This is a genomic window from Bacteroides caecigallinarum (assembly GCF_021531075.1).
Classification (GTDB): Bacteria; Bacteroidota; Bacteroidia; order Bacteroidales; family Bacteroidaceae; genus Phocaeicola; species Phocaeicola caecigallinarum_B.
On sequence record NZ_JADYTJ010000014.1, the window covers coordinates 17,682 to 42,867 of the forward strand.

The window sequence follows — 25,186 nt, forward strand, 5'->3', positions numbered from 1 at the left end:
CTGTTTTTCATTGTAATGACATATAAACTGCATATCTTTGCAATCGGGAAACAAAACACAAATAGACTAATATTAAAAATTAAAATTAAATGAAATGCCGGGTAGACCGTGAGGTTCCGGAAAGAAAAATCCTGCTTCCGTATTCTTCGGGAAAGAAGAGCAAAGGAAGCAGGATTTTATTTTTACAGGAACTTGTGTATGAGGTTCCGGAATTTACTTGATATTTGATTCTTCGAGTTTATATCCGAACTTCTTGTCGGCTACCTTAAGGGCAAAGGCTACGAGCAATGAAAGTACGGCCAGACCTGTGAATATTGTCATCGGGATGGTGTAATCATAGATATTTGTTCCCGATTCTGTCTTACCTGTGACACAGTAATTGTCGAGCACGAAACCGATGAGTGTAGGTATACCCCAAAGACCGATGTTCTGGATGAAGAATATAAGTGCATATGCTGTTCCAAGCTGGTGGGCAGGGAATATCTTTGCCACTGAAGGCCACATGGCAGATGGTACGAGCGAGAATGCTATACCGAGAATCATCATAAGGATGATGGCTATGTATGAACCTGTAACGAATGGCAATGCGTAGATGAAGTGTACGAATATAAGCATTGCAGCACCGAACATCATGATAGATGCAGCCTTTCCACGCTTGTCGACCATTCCTCCGAATACCGGTGTAAGTATCAGTGCTCCGAGGGCAGGAAGACCGGCAAAGAATCCGGCTACGTTCTCATCGATTTGGTATTTTGTAATCATCAGCTCCGAAGCGAATTTCTGGAATGGGAATACGCAAGAGTAGAACAATACGCAAAGAATGGCAATGAGCCAAAAACCCGGATTAGAAAGGATTGTAGCAACGTCCTTGAACGAGAATTTTTCGTCGTCGGATGATTCGTCCTTGATTTCTTCCATCTGTGTGTCGAGTTTCTTGTCAAGCACCGAGAAAGAGAAGAATGCTATCATACCGCCAACAAGGCATACAAGACCGATAAGGACCGGTGTGGTAAGTTCGAACGAGCGTGCCACAGGAATTGCTACGGCATATGCAGCCTGCGAACCTACACGCGCCAGGGCAACCTGTACTCCCATAGCTGTTGCCATTTCCTTGCCACGGAACCATTTTGCAATCATCTTTGTGACGGTGATACCTGCTACCTCGGCTCCTACTCCGAATACAGAATATCCGGCTGAAGCTACGAATACATCGGCCTTATAACCGAGAATGGTATCGGCTGTTCCCACCATGCCGGTCATGGCGTAGTATTCAAGCCATGTACCTACCACCATAAGTATAGTGGCCAACTTTCCTGTGAAACGTATGCCGAAACGGTCGAGGATCAGTCCTCCCCATATCAGCATCAGGCAGAATACATTAAGGAAACTGTAGGCTCCGGTGTAGATTCCAAAATCACTACTGGTCCATCCCAGACCTTTTTCAGCCGGTGACGCTTCAAGCATACTCTTGAGTGGCGCCACCACATCGTTTACATAATATGCAGCCATCATTGTGAAGGCTACAATAGCCAGGGCGCCCCAACGCATACCCCACGAATCGTTTAACTTTTTCTTAATCTGTTGTGTCATTTTATGTATATTTATTTATCATTTTTCAAAAAAACGATGCAAAGATACACATTTTCCTGCATTTTGGAAACAAATATACATTTATGCCAACGATAAAATCAGCAATTGCGCAGTGAGTACGCGAAGGAACATCGTAAGAGGATATACCGTAGCATAACCTACTGCAGGCGCATCACATGATGTCTGGTCATTGGAATATGCAAGCGCAGGCGGATTGGTTGTAGCTCCGGAAAGGACTCCTATAAGCGTAAAATAATTGAGCTTGAAGGCATAACGTCCCACTATTCCGGCTATAATCAAAGGAACAACAGTGATAACGACTCCGTATCCTATCCATACATATCCTCCGTGATGAACTATAGTATCGACAAATCCGGCACCGGCACCAAGTCCTACACAGGCAAGGAAGAGTGAAAGACCTATTTCGCGCACCATCAGATTGGCACTCATGGTGGTGTAGGTGATGAGTTTGTATTGCGGACCGAAACGGCTTATCAGGATAGAGACGATGAGCGGACCTCCTGCAAGACCGAGCTTAACGGGTTGAGGTATGCCAGGAAATACGAAAGGAATGCTACCGAGAATACATCCCAAGGCAATGCCGAGGAATATAGGAATAAGATTAGGATGGTTAAGCTGCTTCAGTGAGTTACCAAGGACTTTCTCTGTCTGTCCCACTGCCAGTTCGTCGCCCACTATCATCACGCGGTCGCCTATCTGAAGCTGGAGACCAGGAGATGCCACGAGGTCGACACCAGAACGGTTCACTCTGATGACGTTGGCACCGAAACTGTTTCTTATCTTAAGCTGTGAAAGCATCTTGCCGTTTACCTCTGAACGGGTTATGACTACACTTCTTGTCACCAGATTAGTGTCTTCCTTCTCCCAATTCATTTCAACCTGAAAACCTAGAAATGCTGTTATGGCATCTATATCCACCGGAGCCGAGGTAAGCAGAATCCTGTCGTTCAGATTTAATACTGTATCGGCATCGGCCATTTCAACTATTCCTGTGTCGGCATGATGGATGTGCGAAACAACGAAATATCTCTTCACCAGCGGATGAATGTCGCGAAGTTTCTTTCCCAATACAGACTCGTTGTGTATCTCGATGGTGACAGGACGGACTGTAAGTTCCTGAAGGTGTCCGGAACCACGTTTGGCATCTGCCTCTTCGGCATCAACCTTTACGCGAAGGATATATTTCAATCCCCAGAGAGAGAGGATACAACCTATCACACCAAGAGGATAGGCTACGGCATAACCAAGGGCTATCTCTGGAGCATCGACACCGTTAAGGTCGCTGTTGGCCTGCTGTGCAGCACCAAGTCCGGGTGTATTGGTAACGGCTCCGGAAAGTATACCTACCATAGTGGTGATGGGCACTCCTGAAACAAAATGAAGGACTATTGCAAGAATCACACCCGAAAAGACAACGGTCATAGCCACTGTATTGAGAGTGAGACCTCCTTTCTTGAACGCAGAAAAGAAACCGGGACCTACCTGCAAACCAATGGAATAGACAAACAATATCAATCCGAACTCCTTGAGAAAATGAAGCAGATGCTCGTTGAGATTCATATTGAAATGCCCGAAGATAATCCCGACAAACAGTATCCATGTGATACCTAATGACACACCTGCCACCTTTACCTTACCTAGTGCAATACCTAGAGTTATAACCAGTGACAGAATAAGCACAGAGTGTGCTACTCCCCCTCCCCATAAATTGGGATAACCCATAAACAGGTTTTCAATCAATTCCATAATTTTAGTTTTTATCGTATTAAATTATATCGTTTTTAATTACGGGAGGCAAAGGTAATAACAATATCTTAATAGAGGGAATATTTGTGGGGGAGAATTATTTTTCAAGCATATTTAATAGGTTTCTTCAAGCTCCTTTAGAAACAATCTGGCACACATCTCGGCATCATCGCCCGCACGGTGATGTGTACCTTGCTTAATACCAAGCTGTTCACAAAGATAATCCAGTGAATTGCATCCAAAGGAATAGATTCTTCGTGCTATCTGCAAAGAACATATCCATTTCAGTTCTGGAAGATGGATACGGTAAAGCGCTGCTGAATGCTGCAAACAGCTTTTGTCGAAAGGTACGTTATGTGCTACAAAGGTATCAAACTCATCAAGGTAAGTACATTCTATTTCTTCCCATACCTGACGGAAATCAGGAGCATTCTCTGTGTCCTGGGGACGGATACCATGAACTTTTATATTCCAATACTGGTAATAGTTGTCTTCAGGGCGTACAAGCCATGAACGTGTCTCTGCAATTTCTCCGTTTCGTACCACACAGATACCTACTTCGCATATCGAAGCACGTTTGGAAGTAGCCGTTTCAAAGTCTATTGCTATGAAGTTAAGATCTGATTTATTCTGCATAAAGCTGTTATTCTATAATCGCAATTAATTTATCTCAAAATTATGTTTTAAAGATGAAATTAGCAAATATAAAATATTTTAGCCATAAAAAAAGTGCTGCAACTTTGTCACACTGACAAAATTGCAGCACTAAAATTATTGCATCGTAAAAAGAATTACTTGCGCTGTCCCAATTTATCATCCATATAAAGGATACCTGAATGGTCGCCACAACGTCTCAATTTGTCAACGATGCCCTGAGCTGTAGCTTCTTCTTCTACCTGCTCGCGAACATATCCCCACAAGAAATCCTGTGAAGCTTTGTCTTTTACCTCGGAAGCAATGTTTACAAGTTCATCAATGAGCTGTGACACATGGCATTCGTGTTTGTAAACGTGTTCGAATACTTCAAGCGGACTTCCCCATCCCTGAGGAACAACATCTATTTTGTCTACTTTAGCCTCGCCACCACGTTTCATCAGGTAGTCAGCCAAATTATATGCATGGTCCAGTTCTTCCTGTGACTGTTTTTTCATCCATGTAGCAAATCCGTCGTAACCTTCTTTCTGGAGGTAGAAAGACATTGAAAGATAAAGATTAGCCGACCACATTTCGGCAGTAATCTGCGCATTGATTGCGTTCTGTAGTTTTTCTGAAATCATAGTTTATAAATTTAATATATACGTTGACTATTCTATAACAAACTCCATGCCACCGTAAGTCCTGCCATTACTATGGCTACCATACTCATAAGCTTTATCAGGATGTTCAGACTAGGTCCGGATGTATCTTTGAAAGGGTCGCCCACTGTATCGCCCACTACTGTGGCACGGTGAACTTCACCGCCTTTTCCTCCGAAATTACCTTCTTCTACGTATTTCTTCGCATTGTCCCATGCTCCGCCGGCATTGGCCATGAAGACAGCAAGCACAAATCCTGATGATAATCCTCCGATGAGAAGACCTATCACTCCTGAAACTCCGAACAAGAGGCCGGTTACTACAGGTGCTACTATTGCCAATACTGAAGGGAATACCATCTCGCGCTGTGCTCCCTTGGTTGATATCTGCACACAACGGGCATAATCCGGCTCTGCTTTTCCTTCGAGTATACCTTTTATCTCTCGGAACTGGCGGCGTACTTCTTCCACCATATGGGCTGAGGCACGGCCTACGGCATTCATAGTAAGTCCGCAGAAGAGGAATGCCATCATACTGCCTATGAACATACCGGAAAGGACTTTAGGATTCATGAGGGTAACATCGTAGTATATCATGAAATCGGTGAAAGTAGCTTCGTGTATGGCTACACTGATACCGTTTGGAAGTTCAAGCACTGTATTGCCTATTCTTTCAAGACCGATTCGGATTTCCTCTATATAGGATGCAAGGAGGGCCAGACCGGTAAGCGCTGCAGAACCAATGGCAAAGCCTTTTCCTGTGGCGGCTGTGGTATTACCCAGGGAATCAAGAGCATCGGTACGCTTGCGGACTTCTGCTCCGAGACCGCTCATTTCGGCATTTCCTCCTGCATTGTCGGCTATAGGACCGTAAGCATCAGTTGCGAGGGTTATTCCAAGAGTTGAGAGCATTCCAACGGCAGCAATACCTATACCATACAATCCCATACCTATATTGGAGAGGTCGAAACCTGATGCAAGCCAATATGACAAGATAATGCCGGCTACAACGGCTATTACAGGGATAGTGGTAGATACCATACCAAGACCTATACCGGAGATAATGACTGTGGCAGGACCTGTCTTTCCGCTTTCCGAGAGTTTCTGTGTAGGTTTATATGATTGAGATGTGTAATACTCTGTGGAACGTCCGATGATTATACCTACTATCAGACCTACTACAACGGCAAATGAGATGTTTACCCAATTCTTCATGTCAAGAAGCCAGAGGATAAAGAATGTGGCAATTACTATGAGAATAGAACTGAGATTTGTGCCCACAGAAAGGGACTTCAGTAAATCCTTCATGCCGGCATCCTCGCGTGTACGGACTGCAAAAATTCCTATTATGGACAATATGATGCCAACTGCTGCAATGAGCATAGGGGCGATAACAGCCTTGAACTGCATTTCGGTGTCACCAGTACCGATAAAAGCTGCTGCACCTAGGGCCGCCGTGGCAAGGATTGAGCCACAATATGATTCGTAAAGGTCGGCACCCATACCGGCTACGTCGCCTACATTGTCGCCCACATTATCAGCTATAGTGGCAGGATTACGCGGATCGTCTTCAGGAATACCTACTTCCACTTTACCTACAAGGTCGGCACCAACATCGGCAGCTTTTGTGTATATACCTCCTCCTACTCTGGCAAACAGAGCTTGGGTGGAAGCTCCCATACCGAACGTAAGCATAGTGGTAGTTATCATACAAAGTTTCGCCGTAGGATTGGCAGAATCAGCGTCAATTACCCTGTCGAGAAGAAGATACCAAAAAGAAATGTCGAATAGACCTAAACCAACTACAACCAGCCCCATGACTGCACCGCTACGAAAGGCTACTCTCAGCCCCCTGTTAAGAGATGTACGCGCTGCATTGGCAGTACGTGCAGAAGCATATGTGGCAGTTTTCATTCCAAGATATCCTGACAGTCCGGAGAAGAAGCCTCCTGTAAGAAATGCTACAGGAACCCAATGATTCTGAAGATTGAATCCGTATGCCATAATGGAAAATAAAATTACCAGAGCGATGAAAACAATGGTAACGACCTTGTACTGCTGCTTAAGATACGACATTGCTCCCTGACGCACATGCAATGCTATCTTCTGCATTTGGGGTGTTCCCTCACTTTCCTTCATCATCTGACGGTAGAAATACCATGCGAGTACCAATGCCAAAACCGAGGCTGCCGGTACAATCCAAAATAAGCCTGCTTCCATAAGAATTTGATTTTAAGTTTGAACGCTTTTCCCAAATATAGTGAAAGGTGAGAACATAGACAAACGAAAAAACATGTTTTTTTCAGATTTGGCTATGCCGAACCGCATCCTATATTATATAAAATATAGCGATTTATTTTAAAAACGGAAACATACGGACATAAAAAAGGCGTCATCCAGTTATCCATGAATGCCGCCGGCCATCTAAAGAACCCCCAATTAAGGGTTCTTTTCATCTTTTGTTTTTCTAGTCTTTGTGTTATCCTTCTTCTAGTCTTTTTACCTGGTTCATTTCCTAAAACCTATTAAAAACTAATTCCTAAATCCTGAAAACTGTTAATCTCTCTCTTAACCTTAATCCTAAAAAACTAATCCTTGAAAATCTCTTTTACCTTTAAACTAATAACCTTAACCTAATACCTTAATAAATTACCTTAAGTCTAATACCTTAATATTTTTGTGTCTATTTTTCTTTTATAAGTCTTACTGGTTTCACAACCACGATGCAAAGGTAAGGGTAAAATTGATAAAAACAATGTTGAAGAATATATTTTTAACGAAAATACCGCTTTTCTTGATTTATATCATTTCTTAGGCTAAAAAACGCCGTGTGCGACAACGAAAAGCACATAAATCAGATTAAGGCACGTATCATAAGAACTATGAAATACATACACAGTGCAACCTTAAGTACAGTACCCAAAAGAAATCCCACAAGAGCACCTACACCGGAGCGAAAAGCGGATTTTACATCTGCATCACCAAAAAGTTCGCCTGCAATTGCACCTAAAAACGGACCTAATATTAATCCCCAAGGGAGAAAAAACAATCCGACAACAGAACCTATGAAAGCTCCCCAACTACCCCATTTCGTACCTCCCGAATATTTACTGCCCAATATTGGAATAAAATAGTCCAACACCTGGGCTATAATTACTAAAAGGAGCAATACCAGAATCTGTGTAGTAGTGAACTGCACCTTATCGGTGAAATGAAGCAAAAGAAAGCCGATATAAGAAACCGGTGGTCCGGGAAGTGCCGGAAGAATACATCCCAACAGTCCTATCAACATTAATATTGACGAAACAATTATCAAAAATATATCCATAGAAAAAAGTTTAAGTTGCTCAAATTTAGCGAGTATACATGGCTTTCCAAAATTAAAGGTGTTAAAAAACATTGTACCAGGAAGCCAAAGAAAAATATTTCCAAAATCACTAAGGAAGATATTGAGTCAATTTCAATAAATTCAATTCAAAGTAGTTAAACATAAATATAATTAAAAAAAAAGCTGCCCCTCGACTCACGTCGAAGAACAGCCACAACACAAACACAAAATAAAACACGACAAAACTACTATTATTAATCTGTTTCCACAGACTTTTGCATATCCATATTCACATACAGCCATGCAAACTAGATAGTTTTAATTTATTTTGTACCTATATTATATATATGCATGTATCTGAATTTTACATAATTCCTTTTTCGCGCAAATGTACCTGCCATTTCCATGCAGAACGCAGTGTGTCTTCGATAGAAGTTTCAGCTTTCCATCCAAGCTCATTATTAGCGTATGACGGATCGGCCCATACCTTAACTATATCTCCAGCACGGCGAGGAGCAATCTGATAGTTAAGTTTTACTCCTGTAGATGATTCGAATGCATTGATAAGTTCAAGAACTGACAAGCCGCGTCCTGTACCTACGTTGAATACTTCTGAAGCCTGTTTCTGCTTGCCATCAAGAATACGGTTCATTGCTATTACGTGAGCCTTAGCCAAATCAACAACATATATGTAGTCGCGAATACATGAACCGTCAGGAGTATCATAGTCATCGCCAAATACACTTAGTTTCTCGCGTATTCCCATTGCAGTCTGAGTAAGATAAGGGATGAGGTTCTGTGGAACTCCATTTGGCAATTCTCCGATAAGGGCTGTTGGATGTGCACCTATAGGATTGAAATAACGAAGTTTGATAGCCTTGATTGGAGAACCTGAAGCTATAGTATCGTCAATTATTTCCTCGTTAATCTGTTTTGTATTACCGTATGGAGATTCCGCTTTCTTAATAGGGGCAGATTCTGTTACTGGCAATACATCTGGCTGACCATATACAGTACATGATGATGAGAATATAATTCCTTTTACACCATGTTTTGGCATAAGTTCAAGAATATTGATTAATGATACAATATTATTACGATAGTATAGCAAAGGTTTTTCTACTGATTCGCCTACAGCCTTGCTTGCTGCAAAATGGATAATACCTTCGATACCTGGATATTTTGTGAAAACAGCATCCATTCCTTCGTAATCGAGGCAGTCTACCTTTTCGAATGCTGGACGAATACCTGTTATCTGTTCGATGCTATCAACTACGTCGGCTCTTGAATTTGAAAGATTGTCTACGATGATTACTTCATAACCGTTATTCTGTAATTCTACGACTGTGTGAGAACCGATGTAGCCTGTACCACCGGCAACCAGAATTCTTTTTTTCATAATTAAAGGTTTTTATATTTTCTGTATAATAAAGTTTTAGAATTATTTCGAGCAAATATAATAAATAAAATTCAAAATTCAACCAATTTAATGGAAATTATACAAAAAAATCCGGCATCATAACGATACCGGATTTCCTGTATTTATTTTATGCTGAAGTTAAAGAAGTTAGAGACTTAGCTTAACTTCTATAAATTATATAACTTCAATAATAAATTATATTCCAAACAATGCTGCAAGACCTTTGTCAACACCTGAAAATCCCATGAATGCCATAGCAAGCAAACCTGCTGTAACTAAGGCGATTGACATTCCCTGCATTCCTTTAGGGATATTCACCATACTGAGCTGTTCGCGAATTCCTGCAAATACGATAAGTGCAAGTGCGAAACCAAGTGCTGTAGCAAATGCATATACGACACCTGTCAGCAAATCGAAGTCGTTCTGGATAACGAGGATTGTAACACCAAGGATACAGCAGTTGGTTGTGATAAGTGGAAGGAACACTCCAAGTGCCTGATAGAGCGATGGAGAAACCTTCTTGAGGATAATCTCAACCATCTGCACCAATGCTGCAATGACAAGGATGAAAGCAATGGTCTGAAGATATCCCAGTCCGAAAGCATCGAGGACAAACTTCTGGATGACGTAAGTAACGATAGTTGCAAGAACCAACACGAATGCTACTGCCGCACCCATACCCATAGCTGTTTCAACTTTCTTTGATACTCCCAGGAACGGGCAGATACCAAGGAACTGTGACAACACGATGTTGTTCACGAATATAGCTGTAATAAATATCAATATATATTCCATATTAAAAGTCTTTTAAGGGTTATGCTTTCTTCAAGCGGTTTACAATAGCAATCAGATAGCCCAATACAATGAAGGCACCAGGTGCAAGAACGAATATCAGCATACCATACTGTTCCGGCATGATTGCGATATTGAATATCTTGCCTGTTCCGAGGAATTCGCGTACACCACCGAGCAATGTCAGTGCGATAGTGAAACCAAGTCCCATACCAAGTCCGTCGAACAGTGAAGCTATAGGATTGTTCTTGGCAGCAAAAGCCTCAGCACGACCAAGAAGGATACAGTTCACCACGATAAGCGGAATGAACAGACCCAAAGTAGCGTAGAGGGCAGGAACGTATGCCTGCATTACCATCTGCAATACTGTCACGAACGAAGCGATGACTACGATGAAGATAGGAATACGAACCATGTCAGGCACAAGTTTCTTGATAGAAGAGATTACAATGTTTGAACAGATAAGCACGAACATTGTAGCAAGTCCCATACCCATACCGTTGATGGCAGAAGATGTTGTACCCAAAGTAGGACACATACCCAAAAGGAGAACGAAAGTAGGATTTTCCTTAACGATTCCGTTCATCAATACTTTAAAATTATTCATAATCTTACTCCTCTCCTATTTTTATTTATTATTATCAGAAGCCTGCTGAGTAGCACCGCTGGTACCTTCAACATGCTGGTTCTTATATGCTCCGTATGCACTGTTCACTGCAGCAAGGAATGCTCGTGTAGTGATAGTAGAAGCTGTGATGGCATCTATCTGACCACCGTCCTTTGAAACTACCAGAGGAGCTTCACCAGGATTCTTGCCTGTGATATCACCTTTGGCACCTTTCTTGAACCAGTCGGCAGCCTTGGAACCCAATCCCGGAGTTTCTGCGTGGCTCAACAAAGAATAGTCGATGATGTTGCCTTCAACATCGAATCCGACAAGGACTTTCAGTTCACCACCGAATCCCATAGATGAAGATTCTACTGCAGCACCGATAAACTCGCCACCTTTTGTAGCCTTGTATATCTTGTAAGAAACACCGTCAACATCGATTGTCTCAGGAGCTTCCGCCGGGTTATTGTCGAAACCTGGAACTACCACTGCTATAGCGTCGCTCAGTGTCTTTGCATTGGCCTGCGCTATAGGTTCGGCGGTCACTTCGTTCACCCAGCCCAATATTGCTCCTGCCACTACAGAGAAACCTGTCAGTGCGAGAGCCATATTCTTCAATGATGATTCTAGCTTTTTCATTTCTTTACTACCTCCCCAAATCTTTTAGGTTTGCAATATGTATTGATTAGCGGAGTGAATGCGTTCATGATAAAGATGGCGAACGACATACCTTCCGGATAGGCACCGAAAGTACGGATAAGCACTGTAAGGAAACCTATGGCAATACCGTAGATAATCATGCCTTTGTGGTTCATAGGCGATGTAACATAATCTGTAGCCATGAAGATGGCACCCAGCATAAGACCACCGGTGAACAGATGAGTCAATCCGTCGGCATATTTGGCAGGGTCAACCAGATTCAGCAATGTAGCGAATACGAATACTGTAGCGATGATTGACACAGGGATATGCCATGTGATGATTTTCTTCCACAACATATATACCAGACCGAGCAACAAAGCCAATGCACTGATTTCACCGATACATCCAGGATTATTACCGAGGAACAGGTCCATAGTAGAAGGGAGCTGCTCGAGAGCAGTAGCATCACCCTTGACAGCCATTTTCATCAGGGCAAGCGGTGTTGCAGCTGTTTCAGCATCTGTATAAGCTGTAAGCTGACCGGCTACAGGCCATGAAGTCATCTGTACTGGGAAAGAGATAAGCAGGAAGATACGTCCAACCAATGCAGGGTTGAAAGGATTGCATCCCAATCCGCCAAATGTCATCTTACCGATACCGATTGCTACAAGTGCACCGATGATGATGATCCACAAAGGAAGGTTTGACGGAAGGTTGAAGGCAAGCAACAAACCTGTAAGTGCTGCCGAGCCGTCGAGTATGGTTGTACGTTCGCGTTTCAGAATGAACTTAGTGATGGCCCATTCGAAGAACAGACACGCTGCAACAGATGTGAGCGTTACGATTACAGCCCCAAGACCGAACATATAGAATGACACGAGCAAAGCAGGTATCAAGGCTATGATTACACCGTACATGTTTTTCTGTACGCTGTCGCCGCTGTGTACATGGGGTGATAAAGATACTATTAATTTATTAGCCATAGTTATTCGATAAATTTCGATTGATTATTTTTTAGCATTGCGTGCACGGATAATCGCACCTACTTTGCCTTTACCTAAACGGATATAGTCGAGCATAGGACGGCGTGAAGGACATGTGAACTGACATGAACCACACTCTATACATGACATAATCATTTCTTTCTCTACGCGTTCCCAGTCGCCATGAGCTGATGCTGTTGCAAGAAGGAACGGCTCAAGTCCCATAGGACATGCGCTCACACATTTTGCACAGCGTATACATGGCATAGCCTCTGCACGCGAAGCGTCCTTGTCGTTCATCAGAAGAACGCCTGAACTACCCTTGCAGATAGGAACTTCAGTGTTGGCAAGTGCCTTACCCATCATAGGACCACCACCTATAACCTTTCCTGTATCTTCAGGCATACCTCCGGCAGCCTCAATAAGCTGACTCATCGGTGTACCCATACGAGTAAGGAAGTTTGAAGGATTTTTCAGTGATTTACCTGTCACTGTAACCACGCGTTCGAACAGTGGTTTGTTCTTCTGTACAGCCTCATAAACAGCGTATGCAGTACCAACGTTCTGAACTACGGCACCCACATTGATAGGAATTGCAGGAGGAGCAGGAACCTGACGGCCGATAACAGCGTCGATAAGCTGTTTTTCACCTCCCTGAGGGTATTTCACTTTCAGAGGTACTATCTCTATACCTTTATACTGAGCAGCCTTTTCTGTCATCAGCTTGATGGCATCAGGCTTGTTGTTTTCTATACCGATGTAAGCCTTGTCAACTTTTACGGCTTTCATAAGAATCTGCACACCTACCAGGATTTCGTCAGCTTTTTCAAGCATCAGACGGTGGTCGGCAGTAAGATAAGGCTCACACTCTACAGCGTTGATGATAACACATTCAGCCTTGCATCCCGGAGGAGGAGTAAGTTTCACATGAGTAGGGAAACAAGCACCACCCATACCTACTACACCTGCATTCTTGATTTTAGCTACTATTTCTTCCGGAGTGAGGTTGCATTCCTTAACCAGTTCTGTACTGCGGTCGATTGATTCTTCCCATTCGTCACCTTCCACGTCGATGAAGATAGCCGGTTTACGGTAACCGCTGGCATCGATAACGCTGTCCACCTTGTTCACCTTACCTGATACTGAAGAATATATAGCAGCCGACACGAAACCGCCTGCTTCGGCAATCTTAGTACCAACCTTCACTACGTCACCTTTCTTAACGATGGCTGTAGCCGGTGCACCTATATGCTGAGACAAAGGGAAAACAGCCTGTTTGGGGAGGGCAAGCGTTTCAATAGCCTTGCCTGCCGACAACTTGTTTTCTGCCGGATGGACTCCACCTATTCTAAATGTTTTCACGTTTATATCGTTTTATTATTGTTACTAATCGGATTAATTATGCTTCTGCCTTTGGAGCTTCCTGTGCAGGAGTTTCTGCTTTTGGCTGTTCAGTTGCAGGTTTTTCAACCTTTGGAGCTACTGTCTCTGCTTTAGGAGTAGCAGTTTCAGCCTTTGGAGCAGTTTCTTCAGCAGGTTTTGCCTTTCTTGGAGGGAAGTTCACAGCGATAATAGCATTCTGTGGACATTCCATTTCGCACTTACGGCATGATTTACATTTTGCAGGGTCGATGTAAGCAAGATTGTTTTCAAGAGTGATAGCCTCGAACGGACAAACCTTGACACACTTACCACAACCGATACATGCAGCAGTACAAGCCTTACGGGCAACAGCACCCTTATCCTTGTTGACGCACTGAACGTAAACACGGCGGTTGTTCTTACCTTTAGGACGGATTTCGATGATTGAGCGAGGACAAGCCTTGGCACAGGCACCGCAGGCAGTACACTTGCTTTCGTCCACTTCAGGAAGTTCTGTTTCAGGATTCATCTTGATGGCACCGAATGTACAAGCCGACACGCAGTCGCCACAGCCAAGACATCCGAATGTACATCCTGACTCACCACCATAAGTAGAGTTAGCCACTACACATGAGCGTACACCATCGTACTTAGTAAGTTTAGGACGGTTGGCACATGTACCGTTACATCTCACCACTGCTACCTTAGGTTCTGAAGCTGCAGCTTCAAGACCAAGAATGGCAGCTACTTTTTCCATTGTAGGCTGTCCGCCTACAGGACATAGTTTACCTTCAAGTGAACCGGCTTTTACGCAAGCTGCTGCAAAGCCCGAACATCCCGGATAACCACATCCACCGCAGTTAGCCTGAGGAAGCACTTCGCTTACCTGAGCAATTCGCGGATCTTCGTACACAGCGAATTTCTTAGATGCCGCATACAGAATTACTGCTGCGACCAAGCCGATGGCTCCTAATGAAATTACTGCAATTAAAATTAAATCCATAAATTAAAGTTAGTTTATTAATTATTTATTGTTTCCAATGTAAACGAGAATGTACGACTGATTTTATTTCTCAACAGATATATCAGTATATAATAAGGTATAAGAGTACATAACGAAACTAAAGCCGACGTAGCCTCATCACCATCTGTAACCCTCATAGAAACGAACAAGGCTGCAAGAAGTACCACGAAAGGCAGTACAAAAGCCAGAAGAACAGCTTTCATACCCATCGAGGTGGTACCGCACACCATAACCTGCTGCCCTATGGAGCAACATTCTGCACTTTTTTTATCATGTATATCGATTATTTTTTCCTTGGTCTCCGAAATATTACAGTGACCTTTCACGCTGCACGACGAACAAGCCGAACTCTGAAGAATTTTTACCCTCACAAGAGAGCCGTCTATGCTTTCCACAATACCAAGGTGTTTTATATTATTATTCATTTTGCAAACTACACATTACAAATATGCAGCAAATGTACAATATTTTTTCAATACCCGTTATCGCTAACGAGATTTTTTTTGTGAAAAAAATCCAATTCAGAAGCACTCACAGGGTATTACGACAAAAAAATATATAAAAAGACTTTATCCACTGAACAAACCTAATACTCAGGAATGCCAATTATGGATAAAGTCCTTATATCATTATTAAAAATAAAAAAGTAAAAACTTTCAGTCCGAATAGTGTTACACTAACGTATCACACCAATTATATCAGTGTTTTGATATACTCCCTCATGTCATCTATAGCAGCTACTGTTTCTTTGTAAAGCTTGTACTGCGCAAGGGTTCTCACATAATTATGTTCAGGATACTTTATCTGATAATAAGTATCCCCATTTATATAATCGGTGAGGAAACGCACAGCCTGCATATAAGGGAACAATGTTACCGCATACGGAAGAAGTTCTATTTCCAATGGAGTGAGGAAGCATTTTGCAGACTCGATATATCCTTTTGCAAAGGACTTGAAAATCTCAAAATTAAATTTCACATTGTCAAGGTTCTTATCATCTTCCTGACCTGTATTGGCTGCCGAACGGAGAAAATCGCCGAAATCGGAGAATACAAAGCTTGACATCACGGTGTCGAGGTCGATTATACAAAGCACATTTCCTTCCTTGTCGAAAAGCATATTGCTCACTTTAGTATCACAGTGACATATACGCTTAGGCAGTTTTCCCTCGCGATAATATCTTTCTGCACAACACATTTCGTATGCATCCTTTTCAATCTCGGCCACCAGTTCGCGTACCTTATCCATACGTCCTGCCACATCAGCCTCTACCGCATCTCGCAACTGTTTCATTCTGAACTCCATGTTATGGAAGTCAGGAATTGTCTCTTCCAGATGACAAGGCAGATCGGAAAGCATTGCCTCGAATTCGCCGAACTTAAGACCTACCAGATATGAAGACTCCGGAGTAACGGCATCAAGTGTGACTGAACCTTCTACAAACACACATGCACGCCAGTATCTCTCACCGTCAAAATAATAAGTTTTACCATTGTCAGCCACTGCAAAACGTAGGACTTTTCTGTCAAGGTCCTTCTCGCCGGCATCTGCAAGTTTCTTGCGGATATGATTTGTCACACACTCTATATTATTCTGCAAGAGATCGACATTCTTGAAAATGTTATGGTTGATGCACTGAAGAATAAAATTCGGAGTTCCCTCCTGAGTTGTCACAAGATAAGTCTGATTGATAAGTCCTGCAGTTAAAGGCTTTACAGACTCTACATCCTTAATTTCCGGAAATTTTTCAATGATTTGATTTAATGAATTCATGGTTATAACAAGTTTAAATATTTCATTCTATATGTATTTTGCTATCACGAGATAGCAATTTATGATTAATTTTCAGTTTTAGATTAATTCAGATGCGACAAAGATAGATGTTTTTTTATTTATTCCAACATTTTTTCATGGCATTTCTTTGTCGGTTAAATAAAACTTTATAGTTTTGCGCCATAACTTTAAAATTTGAGAGCAACATGAAAACCACTGGAAAAACTATTATTACATTATTAATTATAATGTTTACTTGCGGAATATCATATGCAGAAAACATTAATCGTCCAGAATCCGAAAATTACATCAACGGAGTTACAGCATTAAACAATGGTGATATAGAAAATGCATATAAGTATCTGAATGCAGAAATAGAGAACAATCCTGACAACGGATATGCCCACTGCTATATGGCACTTATCTGCAATGCATGCAACGATGTGGTACTGGCCATGCATGCTGCCAATTCCAGCATAGAGCTGATACCTGAAAATGACAGCGAGTATCGTTCATTTGCTTATTACACCAGAAGCATACTTTGGGGCAACGTAGGAAAATGGGAAAATGCCATCAACGATATTACAGAATCGATAGCAATCAATCCTAACGACGCAGAGAGCTATAAGACTAGAGCCGAAATGTATGTTAACACAAAAAACTACGAAGAAGCAATAGAAGATTTGAATCATGCACTCAGCATAAACAGCAACACTGATGTGACAGACTTAATGATGAAACTTATAGAATCTGTTCCAACAGAAGAGCTTGCCAAAAAAGTAACAAATGTAATGGGACTTATGTCTCTCAAATAAAGACATACACAGAAAACAGGAAGACATTATAAAGCCATACAGTGGCTGTTTACCGATTTTGAATGATATTCGGTAAACAGCCGCTCGTTTTTTCCAGACACACTGTCAGATGGTAAAACAGATGAATACGTAAAGCCCCGATTTCACGAAAATAAAATAACATAATATAAACATTCATCAAAAAAAGTATGTAAATTTGCGGCATGGAATGGTTTACAAATTTATTTTTTGAGCATTCAGCCTTACAGGCTGTCATTATACTGTCACTTATCACAGCAATAGGACTTGGATTCGGGAAACTACATCTGTTTGGAGTTTCACTGGGAGTGACATTCGTTTTTTTCATAGGAATTCTTGCAGGTCATCTTGGGTTCTCCATAGACCCACAGATGCTTATCTATGCAGAAAGTTTCGGACTTGTATTATTCGTTTACTCTCTCGGGCTTCAGGTAGGTCCGGGCTTTTTCAGTTCATTCCATAGAGGTGGATACAAATTGAATATGCTTGGACTGGGAGTAATCCTGATTGGTAGTGCTATGGCTGTAATAATAAGTAAAACAGCATCAATACCACTGTCGGACATGGCAGGTATATTATGCGGAGCTACTACCAACACTCCGGCACTGGGAGCTGCACAGCAGACGCTGAAACAGCTGGGAGAACCTACAAGCGGAGCTGCTTTGAGCTGTGCCATTACATATCCCCTGGGAGTAGTGGGCGTAATACTGGCCATAGTTGTCCTGAAGAAACTGGTAGTAAAACCAAAAGATATGGAAAGCCATGAGCACGATGACACAAACCATACGTACATAGCCACTTTCCAGGTCCATAACCCAGCTATATTCAACAAAAGCATACAGGACATAGCCAAGCTCAGTTATCCCAAATTCGTTATCTCCAGGCTTTGGCGAGACGGAAACGTGAGTATACCTACTTCTGAAAAAATCCTGAAAGAGAATGACAGAATTCTTGTTATCACTACAGAAAAAGATGCCCCTACCCTGACAATCCTGTTTGGAGAGCAGGAAAACAGAGACTGGAACAAGGATGATATAGACTGGAATGCTATAGACAGCCAACTTATTTCGAAACATGTAGTTATATCAAGACCTGAAATAAACGGAAAGAAACTCGGAAGCCTGAGACTGAGAAATTCATATGGTATAAACATAAGCCGAGTGACACGAAGCGGAGTACAACTTCTTGCCACACCGGGACTCGTACTTCAATTGGGTGACAGGCTGACTGTAGTGGGTGAAGCTGCCGCAATACAGAATGTAGAGAAAGTTTTGGGCAATACTGTGAAAACGCTGAAGGACCCGAATATGGCATCTATATTTATAGGTATAGTGTTAGGACTTATTATCGGAGCGATACCTATCAGCATCCCCGGAATAAGCTCGCCTGTAAAACTTGGACTGGCCGGGGGACCTATAATAATAGGTATACTGATTGGTGCTTACGGTCCACGCCTTCACCTTGTGACTTATACCACACGAAGTGCAAACCTTATGCTAAGAGGTATCGGGCTGTCATTGTATCTGGCATGTCTGGGACTAGATGCCGGAGCACATTTCTTCGAAACCGTTATGCGTCCGGAAGGAGCGCTATGGATAGGTATAGGATTTGCCATAACATTCATACCGGTGATAATTATGGCAATAGTGGCACTCCGTGTGTTCCATCTGGACTTTGGAAGCACTTGCGGAATGCTCTGCGGAAGTATGGCCAATCCTATGGCACTGAACTATGCCAATGACATTATTCCAAATGACAATCCGGCTGTAAGTTATGCCACTGTATATCCTCTAGGAATGTTTACCAGAGTGATAATGATACAAATCATACTTATGCTTTTTTTATAGAATAAACCAATCATAATATAAATCTGAAAGCCATGACAGTAACAAACAAGGCAAAAATAGAGGAAATCAAAAACGATTTAAGATATCTGGAACTGCTGTCGCAAAGTTTCCCCACTATAGCTACAGCAAGTACCGAGATAATAAACCTCGAAGCTATATTAAACCTACCTAAGGGGACAGAGCATTTTCTGGCAGATCTTCATGGGGAATATGAAGCATTCAATCATGTACTCAGAAATGCATCGGGCGCAATAAAAAGAAAAGTGAACGAAATATTCGGCAACACGCTCAGGGAAGCCGAGAAGAAAGAACTGTGTACACTTATATACTATCCTGAACAAAAGCTAATACGCGTAAAAGAAACAGAAGATGACATGAACGACTGGTACGTGATTACACTGAACCAACTGGTAAGTGTATGCCAGAATGTGTCATCCAAATACACCCGCTCGAAGGTAAGAAAAGCATTGCCAGAAGAGTTCTCTTACATAATACAGGAACTTCTGCACGAAAGCAGCACTACCCAGAACAAACAGGCATACATAAACGTAATCATCAGCACAATAATAGACACAGACAGAGCCGATGACTTTATTATAGCATTGTGCAACCTGATACAGCGACTGACAATTGACTCACTCCACATTCTTGGCGATATATTCGACAGAGGACCAGGCCCTCACATCATAATGGACACTTTGTGCAATTATCACAATTTCGACATTCAGTGGGGAAACCATGATATACTCTGGATGGGAGCTGCTGCCGGAAACAAATGCAGTATAGCCAACGTTCTGCGACTGGCCATGAGATACGGAAACCTGCCTGCACTGGAAGACGGATACGGTATAAACCTGTTGCCGCTTGCCACATTTGCAATGGAAACATATGCCGACGACCCGTGCACTCAGTTCTATCCCAAGGAATATGACGTTCAGTACAGCGACAAGACATTACGTATGATAGCCCAGATGCACAAGGCCATAAGCATCATACAGTTCAAGCTGGAAGCTGAAATAATAAAGAGAAGACCGGAATTCAAGATGGAGGACAGACTTCTGCTTCACCATATTGACTTCGACAAGAAAGTCCTCAGACTGGAAGACAAGGAATACGAAATGAGAGACTGCATCATGCCTACTGTAAATCCTGAAGATCCGTACAGACTGACAGATGAGGAAGCGGATGTAGTGAATAAGCTGTACGATTCTTTTACACGAAGCGAGAAACTGCGCAAACACATGAAATGCCTGTTCAGATACGGATGCATGTACAATGTATGCAATTCCAATCTCCTATTTCATGCATCAATGCCGCTAAATGAGGACGGAAGCCTAAAGGAGGTAAGTATAGGCGAGAGAAAATATAAAGGAAAGGAACTGCTAAACAAAGTGGGACAGTTGATACGTACAGCCTATTTTGCCGATAACGACAATGAAGAAAAGGATTTTGCTCTGGACTACGTGTGGTACTTATGGTGCGGAAAAGACTCTCCTGCCTTCGACAAGAGCAAAATGGCAACATTCGAAAGATATTTCCTTACAGACAAATCGACACACAAGGAGATAAAGGGATTCTACTATTCGAAAAGAGACGACGAGACTGTGTGCGACATGATTCTGGATGAATTCAATGTTACGGGCGAACACCGTCATATAATAAACGGACACGTACCGGTAAAGGCCGTACAGGGAGAAAAACCAATAAAGGCCAACGGCAAACTTATGGTTATAGACGGAGGTTTCTCGAAAGCATACCAGCCGGAAACAGGAATAGCAGGATATACCCTGGTATATCACTCACGCGGATTCCAGCTTGTACAGCACGAGCCGTTCACTTCTACACAAAGAGCCATAGAAGAGGGAAATGACATCAAATCGACAACACAGATTGTGGAGTTAAGCACAAAACGTGTAATGGTGAAGGATACAGACAAAGGCGAAGAGCTGAAAATACAGATTGAGGATCTCAAGAAATTGCTTTTTGCATACAGAACAGGCATACTGAAGGAAAGAGCCATTTAATGCAAAAAAACGACAGGTCATTTATAAGAAAAACGCTTTGACGTTTCGGTTGAAACGTCAAAGCGTTTTTCTTATAAATGACAATACCGTATAAATCAAACCAACTTGTTGGTACATGAATCAGGGAAAATAACCGAAGGCTTAAAAGTCTTGGCTTCCTCAAAATCCATCAGAGCATAAGAGATTATAATCACTATATCCCCTACCTGTACCTTACGTGCTGCCGCTCCATTAAGGCAGATACATCCGGAGCCACGTTCACCCTTAATCACATAAGTCTCGAATCTTTCACCGTTATTGTTGTCCACAATATGTACCTTCTCACCAGGAATAATGTTCGCTGCATCCAGCAAATCCTCGTCAATGGTAATGCTTCCCACATAGTTAAGATTAGACTGGGTAACTGTAACACGGTGTATCTTCGACTTCAATACTTCTATCATCATATATTTTACGGGTTTATTCTTTATATTTTATATTATCTATCAATCTGACTTCGCCGCAGAACACAGTAATACATCCTACAATATAACTGCTTTCCTCCCACTCTGAAACTGTCTGAAGAGTGTTTCCGTCGACTATTTCAAAATACTCCAACTGCAATCCTTCAGACTCGGCTATTCTGTTTTCCACATACAGTTTTGTCTCCTGCAGAGTATGTTTTTTTGCAAACTCCAAACTGTCGAAAAGGGTTTTCGAAATCTGAAGAGCCTGCGCTCTCTGTTCGGCAGACAGACGTGCATTTCTGCTGCTCAAAGCCAGTCCGTCGGCCTCACGAACGATAGGACATCCCACTATTTCAAGGTTGAAAGGATATTTACGCACCATCTCGCGTATAATGGCAAGCTGCTGGAAATCCTTCTCGCCGAAATAAGCTCTGTCCGGTTCTACTATAAGAAAAAGTTTGCTGACTATCTGACACACACCATTGAAGTGTCCCGGACGATACTTACCTTCCATAACAGTGTCAAGCGGAGCATAACTGAACTGACGCGTATCAGGTTCCGGATAAATTTCTTCTACCGAAGGAGCAAAAACAAATGCCGCACCATGCTTTTCAAGCAATTCACAGTCGGCTTCCAGAGTTCGCGGATATTTCAACAAATCGTTTTTGTCATTAAACTGTGTAGGATTGACGAAATCGCTTACCACCACAACATCGTTCTCGCTCACAGCACGCTTCACCAAAGAGGCATGCCCTTCGTGCAAAGCACCCATAGTAGGTACCAACCCTATTGACTTTCCTTGCTTACGAACTGCCTGCAACTCATTGCGCAGTTCACTGATTGTCTGAATTAACTTCATTTCTTTTTTATAGTTTATACTATTCTTCTATATTAAGTCTATATACAGAGCTATTATATAGTTCCCGAAATCCGGTGCAAAGTAAACCATTATTTATCATATAATGAAAGATAAACCTAAAAAAGTGTATTCTCGGGATGCATTAAGCCCAAAAAAGATTTACAGAACAGGTTATTTATGGTAAAACCCACACCTATTAACATACTATAAGGATTTATTTGAAACTGCATTTTCATATCTGCCCATTTTTTTGTACCTTTGCAGAACATTTTGAGCATATAAATAATAACATGAGCGCTAAGAAAGTTTTATTCATTACACAAGAAATTACTCCTTACGTGCCGGAAAGCGAACTTTCGCTTATCGGACAGAACCTTCCACAGGCAATCCAGGATAAAGGTCGTGAAATACGAACATTCATGCCTAAGTGGGGTATTATAAACGAACGTAGAAATCAGTTGCACGAAGTAATCCGCCTGTCTGGAATGAACTTGATAATTGATGATACAGACCATCCGCTTATCATCAAAGTAGCTTCTGTACAAGCTGCACGCCGACAGATATATTTCATTGATAACGACGATTATTTCCAGCACAGACTAATGACTACTGACGAAAACGGAAATGAATACGAGGACAATGGAGAAAGAGCTATATTTTATGCAAGAGGTGTACTGGAGACGGTGAAAAAATTACGCTGGTGTCCTGACGTAATACACTGTCATGGTTGGATGAGTGCAGTAGTGCCATTGTATATCAAAAAGGCATATTGCGACGAGCCTTCATTCCGCGACTCGAAAGTTGTATTCTCTATATACGACGATGGCTTCAAATCAAATCTGGTGGAAAATTTCAACGAACTGTTGAAGTTTAAGGACATTACATCAGACGACCTGAAAATGATAAACAAACCTATAACATACAATGAACTGTGCAAACTTGCAATATCATACTCCGACGGTGTAATACAGAATGGCGAAAACGTAAGCCAGGAACTATTGGATTATGCAAGAAGCCTTAATATTCCTGTGGTAGAGAACCAGCAAGGATTCGAAGCTTATGCCGAGGCATGCAATTCACTATATGACAAGGTTTTGGAAGATAACGAATAATAAACCACGACAAATCAATGTAGAATAGCCAGAACTACATTGATTTGTTTTTATAAACCATATATTTTTATAGTATGAAATTCAAGTTATTGGCTGCCATAACTATTGCAGCAGCACTCTATAGTTGCGACGATTCAACATCCGGTATTGGAGATTTCGTTTCAAACGTGGACAAAATCGAAGCATTCTCCAAAACTTATAAGGTTTCGTCTAAAACGTTCAAACTCGACAAGGTGTATTCGCGTACAAACAGAGCATATCTTGGAAAATACACCGATCCTGACTTTGGAGAGTTTTCGGCAAACTTCATAACTCAAATAAACTGCCCTGAAGGATTTGAACTTCCGGAAAAACTGAAAGAAATAACAGGCGCATCACTTGAACTATACTATACAGGATATTATGGCGACTCACTGGCTACTCTTACTGTACAGGTGGACGAACTGGACAAAGTAATCAATGATGAGGATACAGAGTTGTACTACACAAATTTCACTCCTGAAAATTATTACAATGAAAATACAGACTGTATAGCACAAAAATCGTATGCTGCAGTAGATAAGTCTGTAAGCGATTCATTAAGGAATACAAGCGGATATTATCCTAACATAAAAATAAACTTGGGAAAGGAGTTTAGCCAAAAAATTGAGAACTTATACAGAAGCAATCCTGAGTATTTCAAAGATGCATATTCATTTATTAACAATGTATTGAGTGGTTTCTATGTCCATACCACACAAGGAGATGGTTCAATAGTATATATTCAGGACATTTGGCTAAGGCTGAACATGGACTATTACACCAAAAGACAAACAACAGGAGAGATAGACTCACTTGTGCATGGCAATACGATACTGGCTGCCAGCAAGGAGGTATTGATGTCGACAAACCTTAATAATAAAGACTATAACTCTCAAGGTTTGAATACCCTGGTTGAAGAGACAGAACACACATATCTGAAAACTCCGGCTGGATTATGTACTGAAATAGAATTGCCGATAGACGAGATTTTTGATGCACACCAAAATGACACATTGAATTCTGTTACGTTATCGATTAAAAAATATCGATATGCAGGGCATGAAAACAAAAGTGAATACCAGATGGGAATACCTCAGAATGTTTTAATGATGAGAAAAGGTGAGTTGAATGACTTTTTTGAAAAAAACAAGACATACGACAATAAGACATCTTTTCTGGGTACATACGACAGTAGCACAAACTCATACACATTCTCTAAGCTTAACCGCCTTATAAGCCATATTTTCACTGAAATAAGAAATAAAGAGAATGACACAGATGATAGAGATAAGGTTGTTCTTATCCCTGTAACAACAGAAACAGACACTGAAGGTAATGTTATTGGATTGTCACACGATATGGAGGTTAATGCAGCAAGACTGTTTGGAGGAGAGGATGGAGAAGAACTTAATATCGAGGTAATATACACTAGACCATAAACGGCTAGTTGCCCCCAATA

Annotated in this window: 23 protein-coding genes; 6 read left to right on the forward strand and 17 right to left on the reverse strand. The window is 41.8% G+C overall.

All coding sequences use genetic code 11. The annotated features are described in order from the left end of the window. Window positions 1-89 precede the first annotated feature (89 nt). Complete coding sequence (locus I6E11_RS15040) at window positions 90-221, forward strand: hypothetical protein (RefSeq protein WP_262911676.1); 132 nt, start codon at window positions 90-92, stop codon at window positions 219-221. On the opposite strand, the gene I6E11_RS05685 is transcribed toward I6E11_RS15040, so the two are convergent. The 15 genes from I6E11_RS05685 to I6E11_RS05755 form a co-directional block, all read right to left on the reverse strand. Beyond that, window positions 214-1,590: an MFS transporter gene (locus I6E11_RS05685; protein ID WP_235336923.1), complete on the reverse strand. Its 1,377-nt coding sequence runs from the start codon at window positions 1,588-1,590 to the stop codon at window positions 214-216. The genes I6E11_RS15040 and I6E11_RS05685 overlap by 8 nt on opposite strands. Window positions 1,591-1,671: 81 nt before the next feature. Further along, the gene (locus tag I6E11_RS05690) at window positions 1,672-3,357 is read right to left on the reverse strand and encodes a putative transporter (protein WP_235336926.1); all 1,686 of its coding nucleotides are present in this window, start codon (window positions 3,355-3,357) and stop codon (window positions 1,672-1,674) included. A 114-nt stretch (window positions 3,358-3,471) separates the two neighbouring features. Beyond that, the gene (locus I6E11_RS05695; protein ID WP_235336928.1) at window positions 3,472-3,993 is read right to left on the reverse strand and encodes a 3'-5' exonuclease; all 522 of its coding nucleotides are present in this window, start codon (window positions 3,991-3,993) and stop codon (window positions 3,472-3,474) included. Between the two features lie 155 nt (window positions 3,994-4,148). Next, window positions 4,149-4,634 carry a ferritin gene (locus tag I6E11_RS05700; RefSeq protein WP_235336930.1) on the reverse strand — a complete coding sequence of 162 codons (486 nt, stop codon included), beginning with the start codon at window positions 4,632-4,634 and terminating at the stop codon, window positions 4,149-4,151. A 32-nt stretch (window positions 4,635-4,666) separates the two neighbouring features. Then, a complete protein-coding gene (locus I6E11_RS05705; protein ID WP_235336932.1) occupies window positions 4,667-6,871 on the reverse strand; it encodes a sodium-translocating pyrophosphatase in 2,205 nt (734 codons plus the stop codon). Between the two features lie 634 nt (window positions 6,872-7,505). Further along, complete coding sequence (locus I6E11_RS05710; protein WP_235336933.1) at window positions 7,506-7,979, reverse strand: DUF456 domain-containing protein; 474 nt, start codon at window positions 7,977-7,979, stop codon at window positions 7,506-7,508. Between the two features lie 364 nt (window positions 7,980-8,343). Further along, window positions 8,344-9,378 carry a UDP-glucose 4-epimerase GalE gene (gene galE / locus I6E11_RS05715; protein WP_235336934.1) on the reverse strand — a complete coding sequence of 345 codons (1,035 nt, stop codon included), beginning with the start codon at window positions 9,376-9,378 and terminating at the stop codon, window positions 8,344-8,346. 216 nt (window positions 9,379-9,594) lie between these two features. Continuing rightward, window positions 9,595-10,194, reverse strand: a complete 600-nt coding sequence (gene rsxA / locus I6E11_RS05720; protein WP_235336935.1) for an electron transport complex subunit RsxA — start codon at window positions 10,192-10,194, stop codon at window positions 9,595-9,597. Window positions 10,195-10,213: 19 nt separating this feature from the next. Next, entirely contained in the window at window positions 10,214-10,798 is a 585-nt protein-coding gene (gene rsxE, locus I6E11_RS05725) for an electron transport complex subunit RsxE (protein WP_235336936.1), read from the reverse strand. A 21-nt stretch (window positions 10,799-10,819) separates the two neighbouring features. After that, a complete protein-coding gene (locus I6E11_RS05730; RefSeq protein ID WP_235336937.1) occupies window positions 10,820-11,440 on the reverse strand; it encodes an RnfABCDGE type electron transport complex subunit G in 621 nt (206 codons plus the stop codon). After that, entirely contained in the window at window positions 11,437-12,426 is a 990-nt protein-coding gene (locus I6E11_RS05735; protein WP_235336938.1) for an RnfABCDGE type electron transport complex subunit D, read from the reverse strand. Before I6E11_RS05735 ends, I6E11_RS05730 begins: the two co-directional genes overlap by 4 nt. A 24-nt stretch (window positions 12,427-12,450) precedes the next feature. Further along, on the reverse strand, window positions 12,451-13,788 hold the full coding sequence (gene rsxC / locus I6E11_RS05740) for an electron transport complex subunit RsxC (RefSeq protein ID WP_235336939.1): 1,338 nt from the start codon (window positions 13,786-13,788) through the stop codon (window positions 12,451-12,453). 37 nt (window positions 13,789-13,825) lie between these two features. After that, entirely contained in the window at window positions 13,826-14,791 is a 966-nt protein-coding gene (locus I6E11_RS05745; protein WP_235336940.1) for a Fe-S cluster domain-containing protein, read from the reverse strand. A gap of 17 nt (window positions 14,792-14,808) precedes the next feature. Continuing rightward, the gene (locus I6E11_RS05750) at window positions 14,809-15,237 is read right to left on the reverse strand and encodes a SoxR reducing system RseC family protein (RefSeq protein ID WP_235336941.1); all 429 of its coding nucleotides are present in this window, start codon (window positions 15,235-15,237) and stop codon (window positions 14,809-14,811) included. A 268-nt stretch (window positions 15,238-15,505) separates the two neighbouring features. Further along, a complete protein-coding gene (locus I6E11_RS05755) occupies window positions 15,506-16,585 on the reverse strand; it encodes a phosphotransferase enzyme family protein (RefSeq protein WP_235336942.1) in 1,080 nt (359 codons plus the stop codon). Between the two features lie 206 nt (window positions 16,586-16,791). On the opposite strand from I6E11_RS05755, the gene I6E11_RS05760 reads away from it, so the two are divergent. From I6E11_RS05760 to I6E11_RS05770, 3 genes are all read left to right on the forward strand, one after another. Continuing rightward, window positions 16,792-17,400 (forward strand): tetratricopeptide repeat protein, encoded by a 609-nt coding sequence (locus I6E11_RS05760; RefSeq protein WP_235336943.1) that lies wholly within the window; start codon window positions 16,792-16,794, stop codon window positions 17,398-17,400. A 203-nt stretch (window positions 17,401-17,603) separates the two neighbouring features. Continuing rightward, window positions 17,604-19,265, forward strand: a complete 1,662-nt coding sequence (locus tag I6E11_RS05765; protein ID WP_235336944.1) for a putative transporter — start codon at window positions 17,604-17,606, stop codon at window positions 19,263-19,265. Window positions 19,266-19,297: 32 nt separating this feature from the next. Continuing rightward, window positions 19,298-21,289 carry a fructose-1,6-bisphosphatase gene (locus I6E11_RS05770; RefSeq protein WP_235336946.1) on the forward strand — a complete coding sequence of 664 codons (1,992 nt, stop codon included), beginning with the start codon at window positions 19,298-19,300 and terminating at the stop codon, window positions 21,287-21,289. A gap of 95 nt (window positions 21,290-21,384) precedes the next feature. Here I6E11_RS05770 and panD read toward each other — a convergent pair whose 3' ends face one another. Together panD and panC are read right to left on the reverse strand one after the other, a co-directional pair. Then, a complete protein-coding gene (panD, locus tag I6E11_RS05775; RefSeq protein WP_235336947.1) occupies window positions 21,385-21,735 on the reverse strand; it encodes an aspartate 1-decarboxylase in 351 nt (116 codons plus the stop codon). 13 nt (window positions 21,736-21,748) lie between these two features. After that, the gene (panC, locus tag I6E11_RS05780) at window positions 21,749-22,594 is read right to left on the reverse strand and encodes a pantoate--beta-alanine ligase (RefSeq protein ID WP_235336949.1); all 846 of its coding nucleotides are present in this window, start codon (window positions 22,592-22,594) and stop codon (window positions 21,749-21,751) included. A 290-nt stretch (window positions 22,595-22,884) separates the two neighbouring features. Between panC and I6E11_RS05785 the strand changes: the two genes are divergently transcribed. Together I6E11_RS05785 and I6E11_RS05790 are read left to right on the forward strand one after the other, a co-directional pair. Then, entirely contained in the window at window positions 22,885-23,706 is an 822-nt protein-coding gene (locus I6E11_RS05785) for a glycogen/starch synthase (protein WP_235336950.1), read from the forward strand. 74 nt (window positions 23,707-23,780) lie between these two features. Then, window positions 23,781-25,166 (forward strand): DUF4270 domain-containing protein, encoded by a 1,386-nt coding sequence (locus I6E11_RS05790; protein WP_235336951.1) that lies wholly within the window; start codon window positions 23,781-23,783, stop codon window positions 25,164-25,166. Window positions 25,167-25,186: the final 20 nt, after the last annotated feature.